Source organism: Stenotrophomonas sp. Steno-C18, assembly GCF_056393195.1.
The window spans coordinates 44,909-59,590 of record NZ_JBWJOX010000001.1; the positions used below are offsets into that span (position 1 = coordinate 44,909).

Annotated in this window: 12 protein-coding genes and 1 tRNA gene; 3 read left to right on the top strand and 10 right to left on the bottom strand. The window is 66.9% G+C overall.

Annotation, left to right across the window (positions count from 1 at the left end):
* The first annotated feature begins 77 nt into the window (after positions 1-77).
* Entirely contained in the window at positions 78-2,453 is a 2,376-nt protein-coding gene (gene ppsA, locus AC06FE_RS00215; protein ID WP_192288468.1) for a phosphoenolpyruvate synthase, read from the top strand.
* 151 nt (positions 2,454-2,604) lie between these two features.
* Here ppsA and AC06FE_RS00220 read toward each other — a convergent pair whose 3' ends face one another.
* The 7 genes from AC06FE_RS00220 to serS all read right to left on the bottom strand — a co-directional run bounded on the left by AC06FE_RS00220 (position 2,605) and on the right by serS (position 9,492).
* On the bottom strand, positions 2,605-3,456 hold the full coding sequence (locus AC06FE_RS00220; protein WP_192288467.1) for an EcsC family protein: 852 nt from the start codon (positions 3,454-3,456) through the stop codon (positions 2,605-2,607).
* 4 nt (positions 3,457-3,460) lie between these two features.
* Positions 3,461-4,036 (bottom strand): oligoribonuclease, encoded by a 576-nt coding sequence (gene orn, locus AC06FE_RS00225; protein ID WP_478071923.1) that lies wholly within the window; start codon positions 4,034-4,036, stop codon positions 3,461-3,463.
* 87 nt (positions 4,037-4,123) lie between these two features.
* Positions 4,124-4,627 carry a tRNA adenosine(34) deaminase TadA gene (gene tadA, locus AC06FE_RS00230; protein WP_478071924.1) on the bottom strand — a complete coding sequence of 168 codons (504 nt, stop codon included), beginning with the start codon at positions 4,625-4,627 and terminating at the stop codon, positions 4,124-4,126.
* A gap of 113 nt (positions 4,628-4,740) precedes the next feature.
* Positions 4,741-6,315 carry a sensor domain-containing diguanylate cyclase gene (locus AC06FE_RS00235; RefSeq protein ID WP_192288465.1) on the bottom strand — a complete coding sequence of 525 codons (1,575 nt, stop codon included), beginning with the start codon at positions 6,313-6,315 and terminating at the stop codon, positions 4,741-4,743.
* A 534-nt stretch (positions 6,316-6,849) separates the two neighbouring features.
* Positions 6,850-6,939 (bottom strand) — tRNA-Ser (locus AC06FE_RS00240).
* A gap of 69 nt (positions 6,940-7,008) precedes the next feature.
* Positions 7,009-8,001, bottom strand: a complete 993-nt coding sequence (locus tag AC06FE_RS00245) for a LysR family transcriptional regulator (protein ID WP_132864139.1) — start codon at positions 7,999-8,001, stop codon at positions 7,009-7,011.
* Between the two features lie 210 nt (positions 8,002-8,211).
* Positions 8,212-9,492 (bottom strand): serine--tRNA ligase, encoded by a 1,281-nt coding sequence (gene serS, locus AC06FE_RS00250; protein ID WP_478071925.1) that lies wholly within the window; start codon positions 9,490-9,492, stop codon positions 8,212-8,214.
* 109 nt (positions 9,493-9,601) lie between these two features.
* Between serS and AC06FE_RS00255 the strand changes: the two genes are divergently transcribed.
* Entirely contained in the window at positions 9,602-10,255 is a 654-nt protein-coding gene (locus AC06FE_RS00255; protein WP_192288463.1) for an energy transducer TonB, read from the top strand.
* A 98-nt stretch (positions 10,256-10,353) separates the two neighbouring features.
* Positions 10,354-10,863: an energy transducer TonB gene (locus AC06FE_RS00260; RefSeq protein WP_478071926.1), complete on the top strand. Its 510-nt coding sequence runs from the start codon at positions 10,354-10,356 to the stop codon at positions 10,861-10,863.
* Here the strand turns inward: AC06FE_RS00260 and aroA are convergent.
* From aroA to serC, 3 genes are all read right to left on the bottom strand, one after another.
* Positions 10,847-12,160, bottom strand: coding sequence for a 3-phosphoshikimate 1-carboxyvinyltransferase (gene aroA / locus AC06FE_RS00265; RefSeq protein WP_478071927.1), 1,314 nt, complete (start codon positions 12,158-12,160; stop codon positions 10,847-10,849). The genes AC06FE_RS00260 and aroA overlap by 17 nt on opposite strands.
* Before the next feature lie 152 nt (positions 12,161-12,312).
* The gene (gene pheA, locus AC06FE_RS00270) at positions 12,313-13,494 is read right to left on the bottom strand and encodes a prephenate dehydratase (RefSeq protein WP_192288461.1); all 1,182 of its coding nucleotides are present in this window, start codon (positions 13,492-13,494) and stop codon (positions 12,313-12,315) included.
* A gap of 52 nt (positions 13,495-13,546) precedes the next feature.
* Positions 13,547-14,632, bottom strand: coding sequence for a 3-phosphoserine/phosphohydroxythreonine transaminase (gene serC / locus AC06FE_RS00275; RefSeq protein WP_478071928.1), 1,086 nt, complete (start codon positions 14,630-14,632; stop codon positions 13,547-13,549).
* Between the last annotated feature and the right edge of the window lie 50 nt (positions 14,633-14,682).

Here is a 14,682-nt window from a genome sequence, read left to right on the forward strand (position 1 = left end):
CTGCATCATATTGGCTTCTTCCTACGGACGTGGCCATCCAAGCCCGGCTAGGGCGATGGCCTAACGGAGCATCGCGCTTGAACGAGAATATCCTGTGGTTGCATGAGCTGCGCCTGGCTGATCTGGCCCGCGTAGGCGGTAAGAATTCCTCGCTTGGCGAGATGATCGGCAATCTGGCCGGTCTCGGGGTGTCCGTCCCCGGTGGTTATGCCACCACCGCCGAAGCCTTCAAGGACTTCATTGCCCACAACGACCTGTCCAAGCGCATCTTCGACAAGCTGGCCACGCTGGACGTGGAGGACGTCGCGGCGCTGACCGCTGCCGGCAAGGAAATCCGCACCTGGGTGATCGACGCCCCGCTGCAGCCGGCCTTGGACACCGACATCCGCGATGCCTACGCCAAGCTGAGCGCCGACAACGGCGGCGGCGACGTGGCCGTGGCGGTGCGCTCCTCGGCCACCGCCGAAGACCTGCCCGACGCCTCCTTCGCCGGCCAGCAGGAAACCTTCCTCAACGTGACCGGTGCCGACGACGTCGTGCACAAGGTCAAGGAAGTGTTCGCCTCGCTGTACAACGACCGCGCCATCGCCTACCGCGTCCACCACGGCTTCAAGCACGAGGACGTGTTCCTGTCGGCCGGCGTACAGCTGATGGTGCGCTCGGGCGTGGGTTCCTCCGGCGTGCTGTTCACCCTGGACACCGAGTCCGGCTTCCGCGACGTGGTGTTCGTCACCTCGTCCTTCGGCCTGGGCGAGATGGTCGTGCAGGGCGCGGTCAACCCGGACGAGTTCTACGTCTACAAGCCCACCCTGCAGGCCGGCAAGCCGGCGATCCTGCGCCGTTCGCTGGGCTCCAAGGCCATCCGCATGGTCTATTCGGACGTCCCGGGCGAGCGCGTCAAGATCGAGGACACCCCGGCCGCGCTGCGCAACACCTTCTCGATCAGCGACGAGGACGTGCAGGAACTGTCCAAGCAGGCGCTGGTCATCGAGAAGCACTACGGCCGCCCGATGGACATCGAGTGGGCCAAGGACGGCGTCAGCGGCAAGCTGTTCATCGTCCAGGCCCGCCCGGAGACCGTGAAGTCGCGCGCCAAGGCCACCCAGATGGAGCGCTACGCGCTGCAGGGCAAGGGTGAAGTGATCGCCGAGGGCCGTGCCGTCGGTGCCAAGATCGGCGTCGGCACCGCCCGCGTGGTGAAGTCGCTGGACGACATGGCCCGCGTGCAGCCCGGCGACGTGCTGATCGCCGACATGACCGACCCCGACTGGGAGCCGGTGATGAAGCGTGCCTCGGCCATCGTCACCAACCGTGGTGGCCGCACCTGCCACGCCGCGATCATCGCGCGCGAGCTGGGCGTGCCGGCCGTGGTCGGCTCCGGCAACGCCACCCAGTTGATCCAGGACGGCCAGGAAGTGACCGTCAGCTGCGCCGAAGGCGATACCGGCTTCATCTACAACGGCAAGCTGGCCTTCGAGCGCACCACCACCGACCTTGAGAACATGCCGCCGGCACCGCTCAAGATCATGATGAACGTGGCCAACCCGGAACGTGCCTTCGACTTCGGCCAGCTGCCGAACGCCGGCATCGGCCTGGCCCGCCTGGAAATGATCATCGCCAGCCACATCGGCGTTCACCCGAACGCGCTGCTGGAGTACGACCGCCAGGACGCCGATACCCGGAAGAAGATCGACGAGAAGATCGCCGGCTACAACGACCCGGTGAGCTTCTACGTCAACCGCCTGGCCGAAGGCATCGCCACCCTGACCGCGTCGGTTGCGCCGAACCCGGTGATCGTGCGCCTGTCGGACTTCAAGTCCAACGAGTACGCCAACCTGATCGGCGGCAGCAACTACGAGCCGCACGAAGAGAACCCGATGATCGGCTTCCGCGGCGCCAGCCGTTACGTCGACCCGTCGTTCTCCAAGGCGTTCGCGCTGGAATGCCAGGCCGTGCTGCGCGTGCGCAACGAGATGGGCCTGGAGAACCTGTGGGTGATGATCCCGTTCGTGCGCACCCTGGAAGAAGGCCGCAAGGTGGTGGAAGTGCTTGCCGCCAATGGCCTGAAGCAGGGCGAGAACGGCCTGAAGATCATCATGATGTGCGAAGTGCCGTCCAACGCGCTGCTGGCCGACGAGTTCCTGGAGATCTTCGACGGTTTCTCGATCGGCTCCAACGACCTTACCCAGCTGACCCTGGGCCTGGACCGCGATTCCTCGATCGTCGCGCACCTGTTCGACGAGCGGAACCCGGCGGTCAAGAAGCTGCTGTCGATGGCCATCAAGACCGCGCGCGCCAAGGGCAAATACGTCGGCATCTGCGGCCAGGGCCCGTCCGACCACCCGGACCTGGCCGAATGGCTGATGCAGGAAGGCATCGAGTCGGTGTCGCTGAACCCGGACACCGTGGTCGACACCTGGCTACGCCTGGCCAAGCTCAAGGCCAACAGCTGATCCAGCGGTTGGTTGCATGAACAAAACCCCGCCAAGGCGGGGTTTTGTTTTGGACGGGCGAAGAGAAGCGAAGCCCCTTCCCCACCTCCCTTCGCCCTGCAGGAGAGAGGGCACGCAGGCCAGCACGCATTCCCGGCCCTGCCGGCACCGCTCACCCCTGCATGTGCCCCGCCAGCGACTGGTATGCCAGGCGCACCGGCTCGAAGCCGTAGGTCTTCTCCAGGCGCCTGACGATGAAATGGCCGCGCGCCATGTCCTGGTAGTAACTCACGAACATGGTGTTCAAGGTGGCGCCGGCCACCGCGCCGATCACCGGCACGGCCTGTGCGGCGAACTTCTCCGAAACCACCACGCCAAACCGTGCGGCGACCTTCTCCACGATCTTGGCCAGCCACTTGCCGGCTTCCTTGGGCCCGATCCCCAACCCCAGGCCGTGACCCTTGACCGCGCTACCGGCCAGCTCCGCCGAGAAATGCCGCATCAGCTCCGTGGTGAAGCCGCGGGTCATGTAGTAGCCGGTCTCGCTGGCATCGTCCTTGCCACTGTTGCCGCCCAGCGCGAATACCTCCAGGCATGCCTGGCGCGTGGCGAAATCGTTCAGGTCGAAGCCTTCGCTGCGGGCGATGTCGGCGACCGCGCGCATGATGATGGTCGTCGACAACGGCAGCTCGATGGCCAGCGTCATCAGGCCACCCGCCCCTCCGACGGCACCGGACGCGGCCGCCGCCAGCTTGTGCAGCCGTGGCGAGGCGCGCTTGCCTGGCTGCGTGCGGTCCATGGTCAGCAGCGCGGCCTGCGCGGCCTTGTACAAGGCCGCCTCGGTAACGCTCTGGATGCGCGAGGACACTGCATTGGGCAGTTTGCGCACCGCGAACTCCAGCGGCGCGCCGACCACGTTGGCCATCCGCGCGGTCAGGGTCGGCGCCTCCAGCAGGGCCACCGCGCGCTGCAGGTCGGCCATGTCCTGCGGATGGTCCTGCACGCGCAGCGCCAGCTCGTTCATGCCCTCAGTCCGCGGTCGGCAGGCCGGCCAAGGCCCCCATGAACTGGCGGTAGTGACGCAGTTCGGCGATGGAGTCGTGCACGTCGCTCAATGCGGTATGGCTGGAGGTCTTGGTCACGCCGCCGGCCACGGTCGGCGCCCAGCGCTTGGCCAGCTCCTTGAGGGTGGACACGTCCAGGTTGCGGTAGTGGAAGTAGCGCTCCAGGCGCGGCATCTGGCGATGCAGGAAGCGGCGGTCCTGGCAGATCGAATTGCCGCACATCGGCGATGCACCGGCCTTGATCCAATCCTGCAGGAACACGATGGTCTGTGCCTCGGCCTGGCCGAGCGAGGTGGTGCTGTCCAGCACCCGCTGCCACAGGCCCGAGCGCTGGTGCTGGTTGCGGTTCCACTCGTCCATGGCCTCCAGCGTGGCCAGCGGATGCGAGATGGCGAACTCCGGCCCTTCGGCCAGCACGTTGAGCTGTGCGTCGGTGACCACCGTGGCGATCTCGATGATCGAATCGTTGTCCGTGTCGAGCCCGGTCATCTCCAGGTCGATCCAGATCAACCGGTCATTGCCTGCACTGTTATCCGCCATGTCATGCCTCTTGCTGGGGGCCTGCGACGGGTGCGCTGGCCGGAATACGAAGCGCACATGATACGCCGGCACCACCGGCCGGCCGCGTCAAAGCTCGCCGGGCCCCAGCAATGGCCGGCCGCGCTTGGCCCGAAAGTAATTGGTCAGGCGCAGGCTGGCATCGGCTGCCAGCACCCCGCCGTGCACCTGCACGCGGTGGTTGTGGCGCGGGTCGCCCACCAGGTCGAACACGCTGCCGCAGGCGCCGGTCTTGGGGTCGGCGGCGGCGAACACCAACCGCGCGATCCGCGCGTGCACCAGCGCCATCGCACACATCGCGCAGGGCTCCAGCGTCACGTACAGGGTGCTGCCGATCAACCGGTGGTTGCCCAGCCGCTTGCCCGCCGCGCGCATCGCCACGATCTCGGCATGCGCGCTCGGGTCATGGCTGGCGATGTTGAGGTTCCATCCCTCGCCCAGCAGTTCGCCGTCCGCACCGACCAGCACCGCACCCACCGGGATCTCGTCGAACTCCCGTTGTGCACGATCGGCCAGGGCCAATGCGTGACGCATCCAGTGTTCGTCATCGCGGGAGGAATCGGTCGGGGACATCGTGGCAACGGTCAAGGCAAGGCATCAGCGCAGGGGATGGGTGCAGAGGATAAGGCGTCACCGCCTGTCACGCGACGGGCAGCCATCCCGGGCCTGAACCCGCGCCGTCCTGCTCAGGCACCGCGCATGGGCGCGGCATCGCTGCCCGACGGGCGCACGGAAACCCGGTTCCTGCCACCGCGCTTGGAGGCGTACAGCATCTCGTCGGCGGTCTTCAGCACCGCCTCGATGTCGAAGCTGCTCTGCGGCCAGTTCGCCACGCCCAAGGAGACGGTGATGCTACCGACCTTGGGAATCTTCATTTCCTCCACCGCCCGGCGCAGGCGCTCGGCCACCTGCGTGGCGGTTGCCAGCGTGGTGGACGGCAGCAGGATCAGGAACTCCTCGCCCCCCACGCGCAGCGGCACGTCGTAGGCACGGCAGGCTTCACGCATGCGTTGCGCCAGGCAGCGCAGGGCTTCGTCGCCGGCGTCATGGCCGTAGGTGTCGTTGACGGCCTTGAAGTGATCGATGTCCAGGGAAATCACCGAGAAGGTGTTCGCCTGGCTCTCGAAGGTCCTCAGCGCATCGTCCATGCGCCGGCGATTGCCCAGCTGGGTCAGCGGATCGGTCGCGGTGTCCTCGCGCAGCTTGGAGAAGCTCTTCTGGATGGCATCGATGCCCATCAGCATCGCCTTCTTCAGCTCCCGCGATTCGAAGTACCAGGACTTCACCGAACGGATGTCCCCGGCCGAGGCCGGGTCGTCCATCTTGCGGGCACCATCGGCGAGCAGGCGCAACGGCCGCGAGATCAGGCGCGCGCTCCAGAGCAGGAATGCCAGGGTGAGCAGCATCGCCGGCAACGCCTTGTACAGCGTCGACTGCATCAGCTCGGTGAGCGGCGCCAGGGTCGCCGCCTGCGGACGCTGGGCGACGATGCCCCAACCGGTCGACGCCACCGGCGCATAGCCGGCCAGCATGCTCACGCCATGCGAGTTGACGGCAGCGCCCTTGCCGGACTCGCCGGCGGCGACGCGGTCGACCACCGCATTGTTCTCCACGAAATCACCGATCCGCTGCGGATCCGGGTGATAGATGATGCGTTTCTGCCGGTCGACCACGAACAGGTAGGAACCATCGACGTAGAAGTGCTGACCCAGCAGCCGGTCCAGGATGTTTTCCTTCTGCAGGTAGATGGCGCCGCCCACCGCGCCCAGGTACTGCCCGGCCGGGGACACGATCGGATGGTTGATGAAGACGATGAAGTTGCCGGTCGCCGACTGGTACGGTGCGCTGATCAGCGGCCGCTTCTCGCGCAGCGCCGCCTTCACCGCTTCGCTGTTCAACACCCTGCCCTGCAGCCCGAGCGCCTCTGGCGACGTGGCCAGCACCTTGCCGGTGGCATCGAAGATCGTGATCGAGTTGAAGCTCTTGCTCATCATCCGCAGCCGCGTGGCCTCGCCACCCAGGCGGCCCACGTCGTCCATCTGCGTTGCCAGCAGTTGAGCGGTGTACGCCAGCTGCAACTGCGAGGCCTGGAGGAAATCCTCCGTGCTCTTGGCCAGCTTGCTCGCATACGCGTAGTTGCTGTCCAGCGTCGCGTCCATCAGCTGCTGGCGCTGGACCGTATAGCTTGCATAGAACGTATTGGCGAACGGCACCAGTGCTCCGAGGAAGGTGAGCACCAGGATGAGCTTTCGTAAATCCATGAGATCCAACGCGAACGTGTGACGGGTGTTGCCGCGGCTTTCGCTCGAATCCCCGGGTGCGCAGCCCCCTGCCCGGAACGGCGCATTCTACCGATCCACTTCCCTGTGGGCGATGTCAGCCCCGCCATCGGCCTGCCGCCTTTCCAGGCGGGCCTGGAGGGATACCCGCGGCGCGCGGGAGGCGCCGGCACCCAAGAGCCGGTTCACGACGAGCCTTGCGGGCGTCTCGCGCCATGTTTTGGGCCACGGCGGCCGGCGCACTGGAGTTTGGGCTCGCAGCGCAGAGGCCCTCCCGGTGAAAAGAGGGCTGGCGGCACATGGCCGCCACCGGCAATAGTACATGCGGCATCGCCACGCACGTCACATGAATAGACATTTGCTGACGTGCAGCTGCAAGACGCAGGACAGGCCAGGACAATCGCCAGACAAAAATCCCGCGCCGCACGAGTGCCACCCAGGCCAGCGATGGCGCCCGGCGGCAGCAAATACAACGGACAGCAAAAAGCCGCTGCAGGCAGCGGCTTTCGGGAAGCTTGGCGGACAGAGTGGGATTCGAACCCACGGAAGGTTTGACCCTTCGCCGGTTTTCAAGACCGGTGCCTTAAACCGCTCGGCCATCTGTCCATTGATCAGGTCCCGCGCTCCGGCATGCGGCTCGGGGCGCGCATTCTCGCATGCCCGCCCGTTTTTTGCTCAACCGGCCTCGATCGCCAGCGCGCCTGCGGTGGAGGCACGGATCTTTTCCTTGGCGCGTTCGCAGGCACCACCGCAATCCAGCCGCGAGGCTTCCAGCTGCGGCGGCAGGTGCTCGGCCAGGAAGTCGATGAACACGCGCACCGCCGGCAGCAGGCCGCGGCGGGAGGCGAACACGGCGTGGCAGATGCCCTGCGGCAGCGACCAGTCCGGCAACACCACTTCCAGCTCGCCGTTGCGCACCGCGTCGGCGCACACGGTCTCCGGCAGCATCGTGATCCCGTAGCCGTCCTTGACCATCGACTGCAGCAGCGGGAAGTCGAAGCCGGCCACGCGCGGCTGCAGGTCCACGCGGCGCACCTCGCCACCGGGCCCGTGCAGCTCCCAGCGCTGGCGCGCCTCGTCCTCGCTGATGCTCATGGTGACGTGGTTGGCCAGGTCTTCCGGCGCGGTCGGTCGGCCGGCTTTGTCCAGGTAGGCCGGGCTGGCCACCAGCAACTCCTGCACCTGGCCGAAGCTGCGCATCACCAGGCTGCCATCGTCGTCCAGGCGCGAGCGCACCCGCAGGGCGACGTCGTAGCCTTCGTTGATGATGTCCACCCGGCGGTTGCTGATGTTCAGCTGCAGCCGCACCTTGGGGTACTGCTCCAGGAACTTCGGCAGCAGCCTGGGCAGCTGCATCTGTGCCAGCGACACCGGCACGCTCGCACGGACCAGGCCGCGCGGTTCGGCACTGAGCCGGTCCACCACCTCGCGGGCGGCCTGCGCCTCGGTCAGCATCGTCTGGGCATGCCGATGCACGCTCATGCCGACATCGGTGACCGCGAAACGTCGCGTCGAACGCTGCAGCAGGCGCACGCCCAGGTCGGTTTCCAGCTGGCTGATGCGCCGGCTCAGGCGTGACTTGGGGATGCCCAGGGCGCGCTCGGCCGCCGCAAAACCGCCGTGGTCCACGACCATTGCGAAGTAATAGAGGTCGTTGAGGTCCTGCATGAATTGATCCCAGAATTGGAACGAATCACCGAATTCAAACAGCTTTGTCCTGATTTTACAAATCAGACCCCAAACAGTCCTATTTAAGCAACCCCATCCCGCCGCGCAGCGTTCCAGAAATGCTTACGGTTCAATATGTTCCGTTCAGGCCACGAAAAAGCCCGCCATGCGGCGGGCTGTTCCGGAATCGGCCAGATGCGCAACGCGCCGTCAGCCGATGCGCTCCGCGCCACCCATGTAGGGCTGCAGCACGGCGGGGATGCTGATGGAACCATCGGCGTTCTGGTAGTTCTCCATCACCGCGATCATCGCCCGGCCCACCGCCACGCCCGAGCCATTGAGCGTGTGCAGCAGCTCCGGCTTGCCGGTGGCGGGGTTGCGCCAGCGCGCCTGCATGCGGCGGGCCTGGAAGTCGCCACAGTTCGAGCAGGAGGAGATCTCGCGATAGGTCTGCTGCGACGGCAGCCAGACTTCCAGGTCGTAGGTCTTCACCGCCGAGAAGCCCATGTCACCGGTGCACAGCAGCACCTTGCGGTACGGCAGGCCCAGCTGCTGCAGCACGGTCTCGGCGCACTGGGTCATGCGCTGGTGCTCGGCCTCGCTCTCCTCGGCCCGGCACGCGCTGACCAGCTCGACCTTCTCGAACTGGTGCTGGCGGATCATGCCGCGCACGTCGCGGCCACCGCTGCCGGCCTCGGAACGGAAGCACATCGAATGCGCGGTCATGCGCAGCGGCAGGCGTTCGGCCTCGATGATCTCGTCGCGCACGATGTTGGTCAGCGGCACTTCCGAGGTGGGGATCAGGTAACGCGTGGACTCGCCCAGCGCGGTCTTGAACAGGTCTTCCTCGAACTTCGGCAGCTGGCCGGTGCCGCGCAACGAGTCGGCGTTGACCAGCACCGGCACGTTGGTTTCCTCGTAGCCGTGCTCGTTGCTGTGCAGGTTGAGCATGAACTGGCCCAGCGCACGGTGCAGGCGCGCCAGTTGGCCACGCAGCACGGTGAAGCGCGCGCCGGACAGCTTGGCGGCGGTTTCGGCGTCCAGCCAGCCATCACGGGCACCCAGCTCGACATGGTCCTTGACCGGGAAATCGAACGTGCGCGGCGTACCCCAGCGCAGCTGCTCGACGTTGTCGTTCTCGTCCTTGCCGGCGGGCACATCGTCCGCCGGGAGGTTGGGGATGCCCATCGACAGCATCTCGATCTTCTCGCGCAGCACGTCGAGCTGGGCTTCGGAGGCCTTCAGCTCGTCGGCGAAGCCGGCCACCTCGGCCATGATCGCCGACACGTCCTCGCCCTTCGCCTTGGCCTGGCCGATCGCCTTGGAACGGCTGTTGCGCAGGCTCTGCAGCTCCTGGGTACGGACCTGGATGCGCTTGCGGTCCGCCTCGAGGGCCTCGAACGCACTCACGTCCAACGCGTAGCCGCGCGTATCGCGCAGGCGCTGTGCAAGTTCGGCGGGTTGCTGGCGAAGAAGGGCTGGATCAAGCATGGGAGGCACTGTGTACGGATGTGAAAGGGGATTATCGCGCGAACGGCGTCCGTCTGCCGCGCTTTGTCCATCCTGTGCCAGAATCGTCTCGTTCAATCCGGTCAAGCCCATGCCCGCCTCTTCTTCCCGCTCCGACCAGAACATCACCTTCCATCTGCCACGCAGCAGCCTGAAGATCGCTGGCATCGCCTTTGCCGTGGGCCTGCTGCTGTTTGTCGTGGTCTGGCTCAACGCGCGTCGCAACAACGACTTCTACCGCGCCGACCCGGCCCAGCCGCAGACCGCCGTGGCCGAACTGGCCCCGCTGCCGGCCCCGTTGCCCGCCGGTGCGGGTGCGGCCGACATGCCCGAGGCCCGCCCGGCGCCGGTCGAGGAGAAACCCGAGCTGGTCGAGGCACCGCCCGCCCCGCCGCCGCAACCAATCGCCGAAACCGCGCCCACGCAAAGCCCGGCCGGTGACGCGCCGGCGCCGGTCGCGGCAACCCCCACCGACCGTCCCAGCCCCCTGCCCGGCCAGCGTCCGCCCGAGTACCCGCCAGCCGCCCTGCGCCGTGGCGACAGCGGCACGGTGGTGGTGCAGGTCGTGGTCGGCGTGGATGGCACCGCACTGGATGCACGCGTCATCCAGCGCAGTGGCTCGCGTGACCTCGACCGTGCGGCGCTGGATGCCGTGCGTGGCTGGCGATTCCAGCCGGCGCTGAGCAATGGCCAACCGATGCAGGCCAGCCTGGATATCCCGTTCGATTTCAAACCGGCTCAGTAAGCTGAACCATCGCCCGCGCCAGGGCGATGGGTTTAGGCCCGGCTCACCGCCGGCGGACCAGACTGGCGGCGTCGAGTCACTACCGAGACGCCCCGTCGATGTCCAGCATCCCGCATGACCAAACCAGTGCAGACACCACCGGCCGCGGCATCCATGCCGTGGCCGGTTGGCTGTGGGCGTTGCTGGCGGCCGGGATGCTGGCGTTGCTGCTGCTGATGGGGTGGCAGGCAACGCATCCGGCCGTATTGACCGAAGCCACGCCTCCGGCCATGCCGGCGGCCAGCCCGCCCCTGGCAGCCAAGCCGCAACCCGCACCGGCGGTGATCGACATGGACGCCGAACCGATCGTCGGCAACCCGATGCCGCGCTATCCGGCCGACGTGCTTGACGCGGGCATCGAAGGCGACGTGATCGCACGCCTGCAGATCGACAGCAGCGGCCGGGTGACCGATGCCGTCATCGTTTCGCACCAGGGCCAGCAGGACGTGCGGCTGGACCAGGCCGCCATCGAAGCCCTGCTGCAATGGCGCTTCCACCCTGCCCTGCGCGATGGCAAGGCCATCGCCAGCGTCGTGCAGGTGCCGGTGGAGTTCAGGACCGGGCGCTGAGTCCGAAGCCAGCACCGCTGGCCAACTGGTCGAAGCCCGGGAACGACGTCGCCACGTTGGCCACGTCATTGATGCGCACCTCGCCGGTGCTCAGCTGACCGGCGATGGCGAATGCCATCGAGATGCGATGGTCGCCATGGCTTTCGATGGTGCCACTGCCCAGCACGCCACCGTGGATGGTCGCGCCGTCATCGGTTTCGTCCACGCGCAGGCCCAAGGTGCGCAGGCCGGTGGCCATCGCCGCCAGGCGGTCGGATTCCTTGACCCGCAGCTCGGCCGCGCCGGTCACCACGGTCTGTCCTTCTGCCGCCGCCGCGGCGACGAACAGCGCCGGGAACTCATCGATCATGTCCGGCACCACGGCTTCGGGAATCTGCGCGCCCTTCAGCGGCGCATGACGCACGACCAGATCCGCCACGGCTTCGCCACCGTGCTCGGCGTGGTTTTCCTCGGTGATGTCCGCGCCCATCAGGCGCAACGCGGTCAACAGGCCGGTCCGGCGCGGGTTCAACCCCACCGAACGCAGGCGCACTTCCGAACCCGGGATGATGCTGGCCGCCACGATGAAGAACGCCGCCGAGGAGAAGTCCGCCGGCACCGCGATATCGGTCGCGCGCAGGCGCTGGCCACCACGCAGGCGTGCCTTGCCCGGTTCGAAGTCGATCTCCACGCCGAACGCACGCAACATGCGCTCGGTGTAGTCGCGGGTGGGGTGCGGCTCGACCACAGTGGTTTCGCCCTGCGCGTACAGGCCAGCCAGCAGCAGCGCCGACTTGACCTGGGCACTGGCCACCGGCAGTTCGTAATGGATGCCCTGCAGCGTCTGGCCACCGTGGATATGCAACGGCGGGGTGCCGTCGTCCTGGGTGTCGATGCGGGCGCCCATCTGCGCCAGCGGCACGGTCACCCGGCGCATCGGGCGCTTGGTCAGCGATTCGTCGCCCACCAGAGTGCTGTCGAACGGCTGCGCGGCCAACAGGCCGGCGAGCAGGCGCATGCCGGTGCCGGCATTGCCGCAGTCCAGTTCACGCTGCGGGGCCTTCAGGCCGTCCACGCCCACGCCGTGCACGATGCGCTGTGACGGTGACGGGGTTTCAAAGCGCACGCCCATTTCGGCGAAGATGGCCGCCGTGGCGCGGGTGTCCTCGCCTTCCAGGAAGCCGTCGATGTGCGAGACGCCATCGGCCAGCGCGGCGAACATCACCGAGCGGTGCGAGACCGACTTGTCGCCGGGAATGATCAAGGTGCCCTGCAGGGCCGATCCTTTGCGTGCAATCCAGTAAGGCTGGGAACTCATGCGGGCTCTCTAAACGTTCTTTTCTTCCCGGCGCCATGCGGGAAGCGGGGGACTGAAGGCGGATCAACGGTCACGGGCTGGAACTGCCCCACCCGCCCTTCGGGCACCTTCCCCCGCCTGGGGGAAGGGACAGGTCTGCGTCCGGGACGCGATCAGGGCACGGCGACCGGATAGGAACCGAGTACCTTGATCTGCGCCGAATGGGCCTTGAGTTCGGCCAGCGCGGCCTGCATCGATTCATCCTCGATGTGACCGGCCAGGTCGATGAAGAAACCGTACTCCCACTTGGCCTGGTGCGACGGCCGCGACTCGATGCGGTTCATGCTGATGCCATGGCGCGCGAACGGGCTGAGCACGTCGAACAGCGCACCGGGCTTGTCGTGGATGAACACCAGCACCGAGGTGCGGTCATGGCCGGAGGACGGGAACAGCTGGCGACCGATCACCAAAAAGCGCGTGGTGTTGTCCGCGTCATTCTGGATCGGCTTGGTCACCACCTTCTTCAGGCCGTAGACGTGGCCGGCGCTCTCGCCGCCAATGGCGGCCGCGTCATCGGCATTGCGGGCGCGGCGTGCGCCTTCGGCATTGCTCGATACCGGGATCTTCTCGGCCTTGGGCAGGTTGGCACGCAGCCAGGACGAGGTCTGCATGAACGACTGCGGGTGCGCGTAGATGCGCTCGATGTCCTCGAGCCGACCGCTGCGCGACATCAGGAACTGCTGCACGCGCAGTTCCACCTCACCGCAGATCTTGAGGTTGGAGGTCAGGAACATGTCCAGCGTGATCTGGATGGTGCCCTGCCCGGAATTCTCCACCGGCACCACGCCGAAGTCGGCGTTGCCGGCTTCCACTTCCTGGAACACTTCCTCGATGCTGGCCATCGGCAGGCCCATCGCCGAGCGGCCGAAATGCTTGAGCACGGCCTGCTGGCTGAAGGTGCCTTCCGGGCCGAGGTAGCCGATCTTCAGCGGCTCCTGCTGGGCCAGGCAGGCGGACATGATCTCGCGGAACACGTGCACCAGCACTTCATCGCTGAGCGGGCCTTCGTTGCGGTCCACCACCATGCGCAGCACCTGCGCCTCGCGCTCGGGACGGTAGTAGTCCACGGCGGCGGCGAGCTTGCCCTTGGCCTTGCCGACCTGGTGGGCGAACTCGGCACGCTCGGCGATCAACGCCTGGATGCTGCGGTCGATGTGGTCGATCTTGGCGCGCACATCGGCCAGCACCGGCTTGGCGATGGCACCGGCGGCGGGCTTCTTCTCGGCCGGCTTGGCGGCCTTCTTCGCGATGGCCGGCTTGGCCTTGGCGGGGGTCTTGGGCGGCTTGCTTGCCATCAATCATTTACCTGTTGCGGGCCGGCGCACGGCGCACGGCGTTGTTGGGGGCTCAGCCGTTGCGCTGCTGGAAATCACGCATGAACGCGGCCAGCGCCTGCGCGCCCTCCAGCGGCATGGCGTTGTAGATCGAGGCGCGGATGCCACCGACCGCCTTGTGGCCCTTCAGGGCCAGCAGGCCGGCGGCCTTGGACTCGCTCACGAAGCGCGCATCGAGTTCTTCGCTGGGCAGGAAGAACGGGATGTTCATGCGCGAGCGCACCGCCGGCACCACTTCGTTGCGGTAGAAGCCGCCGGAGCCGTCGATGGCGTCGTAGATCGCGGCCGACTTGGCCTGGCTGAGGCGGGCGAAGGCCTCCACGCCGCCCTGGGCCAGCATCCACTTGAACATCAGCCCGGCCAGGTACCAGTTCCAGGTCGGCGGGGTGTTGAGCATGGAATCGCGCGCCACGTGCGAGCGGTAGTCGAAGATGTCCGCGCGCGGCTGGCCGGCGCGTTCGAGCAGGTCGCGGCGGATGATCACCACCGCGATGCCGACCGGGCCGAGGTTCTTCTGCGCACCGGCGTAGATCACGCCGTAACGCGAGACGTCGATCGGCTCGGAGGCGATCGAGGAACTGAAATCGGCGATCAGCGGCACCTCGCCCACGTCCGGCACGTCGCGGAACTCGACGCCATGGATGGTTTCGTTGGCGGTGATGTGCACGTAGGCCGCGTCGGGCGACAACTGCCACTGCGCCACCGGCGGGATGTCGTGGAAGCCGCCGGCTTCGCCGCTGGCGGCCACGTGCGCATCGACATAGGGCTTGGCCTGCTTGACCGCGGTCTTGCCCCAATGGCCGGTGACCACGTAGTCGGCACGCTGGCCCGGGCTGGCGAAGTTCAGCGGCAACAGCGCCTGCTGGGTGGTGGCGCCACCGCCGAGGAACAGCACGGCATAGTCATCGGGGATGCCGACCAGCGTGCGCAGGTCGGCTTCGGCCTGCGCCGCCACGGCCATGAAGTCCGCGCTGCGGTGGCTGATCTCGACGATGGATGCGCCTACGCCATTCCATTCCAACATTTCCTCCTGCGCCTGGCGGAGGACTTGCTCCGGCAGCGTTGCAGGGCCGGCACTGAAATTGAATGCGCGCGTCATGACACACCTGTTGGGCAGAACCCCTAGTATGCCGCAGCGCAACAGCCTTT

Excerpts from the sequence above, each read along its gene's own strand:
- AC06FE_RS00220 (WP_192288467.1), bottom strand. The coding sequence starts at position 3,456 with ATGAACGAGCTGGCGCTGCGCGTGCAGGACCATCCGCAGGACATGGCC.
- aroA (WP_478071927.1), bottom strand. The coding sequence starts at position 12,160 with ATGAGTTCCCAGCCTTACTGGATTGCACGCAAAGGATCGGCCCTGCAG.
- serS (WP_478071925.1), bottom strand. The coding sequence starts at position 9,492 with ATGCTTGATCCAGCCCTTCTTCGCCAGCAACCCGCCGAACTTGCACAG.
- AC06FE_RS00255 (WP_192288463.1), top strand. The coding sequence starts at position 9,602 with ATGCCCGCCTCTTCTTCCCGCTCCGACCAGAACATCACCTTCCATCTG.
- AC06FE_RS00245 (WP_132864139.1), bottom strand. The coding sequence starts at position 8,001 with ATGCAGGACCTCAACGACCTCTATTACTTCGCAATGGTCGTGGACCAC.
- AC06FE_RS00260 (WP_478071926.1), top strand. The coding sequence starts at position 10,354 with ATGTCCAGCATCCCGCATGACCAAACCAGTGCAGACACCACCGGCCGC.
- tadA (WP_478071924.1), bottom strand. The coding sequence starts at position 4,627 with ATGTCCCCGACCGATTCCTCCCGCGATGACGAACACTGGATGCGTCAC.
- orn (WP_478071923.1), bottom strand. The coding sequence starts at position 4,036 with ATGGCGGATAACAGTGCAGGCAATGACCGGTTGATCTGGATCGACCTG.
- pheA (WP_192288461.1), bottom strand. The coding sequence starts at position 13,494 with ATGGCAAGCAAGCCGCCCAAGACCCCCGCCAAGGCCAAGCCGGCCATC.
- AC06FE_RS00235 (WP_192288465.1), bottom strand. The coding sequence starts at position 6,315 with ATGGATTTACGAAAGCTCATCCTGGTGCTCACCTTCCTCGGAGCACTG.
- serC (WP_478071928.1), bottom strand. The coding sequence starts at position 14,632 with ATGACGCGCGCATTCAATTTCAGTGCCGGCCCTGCAACGCTGCCGGAG.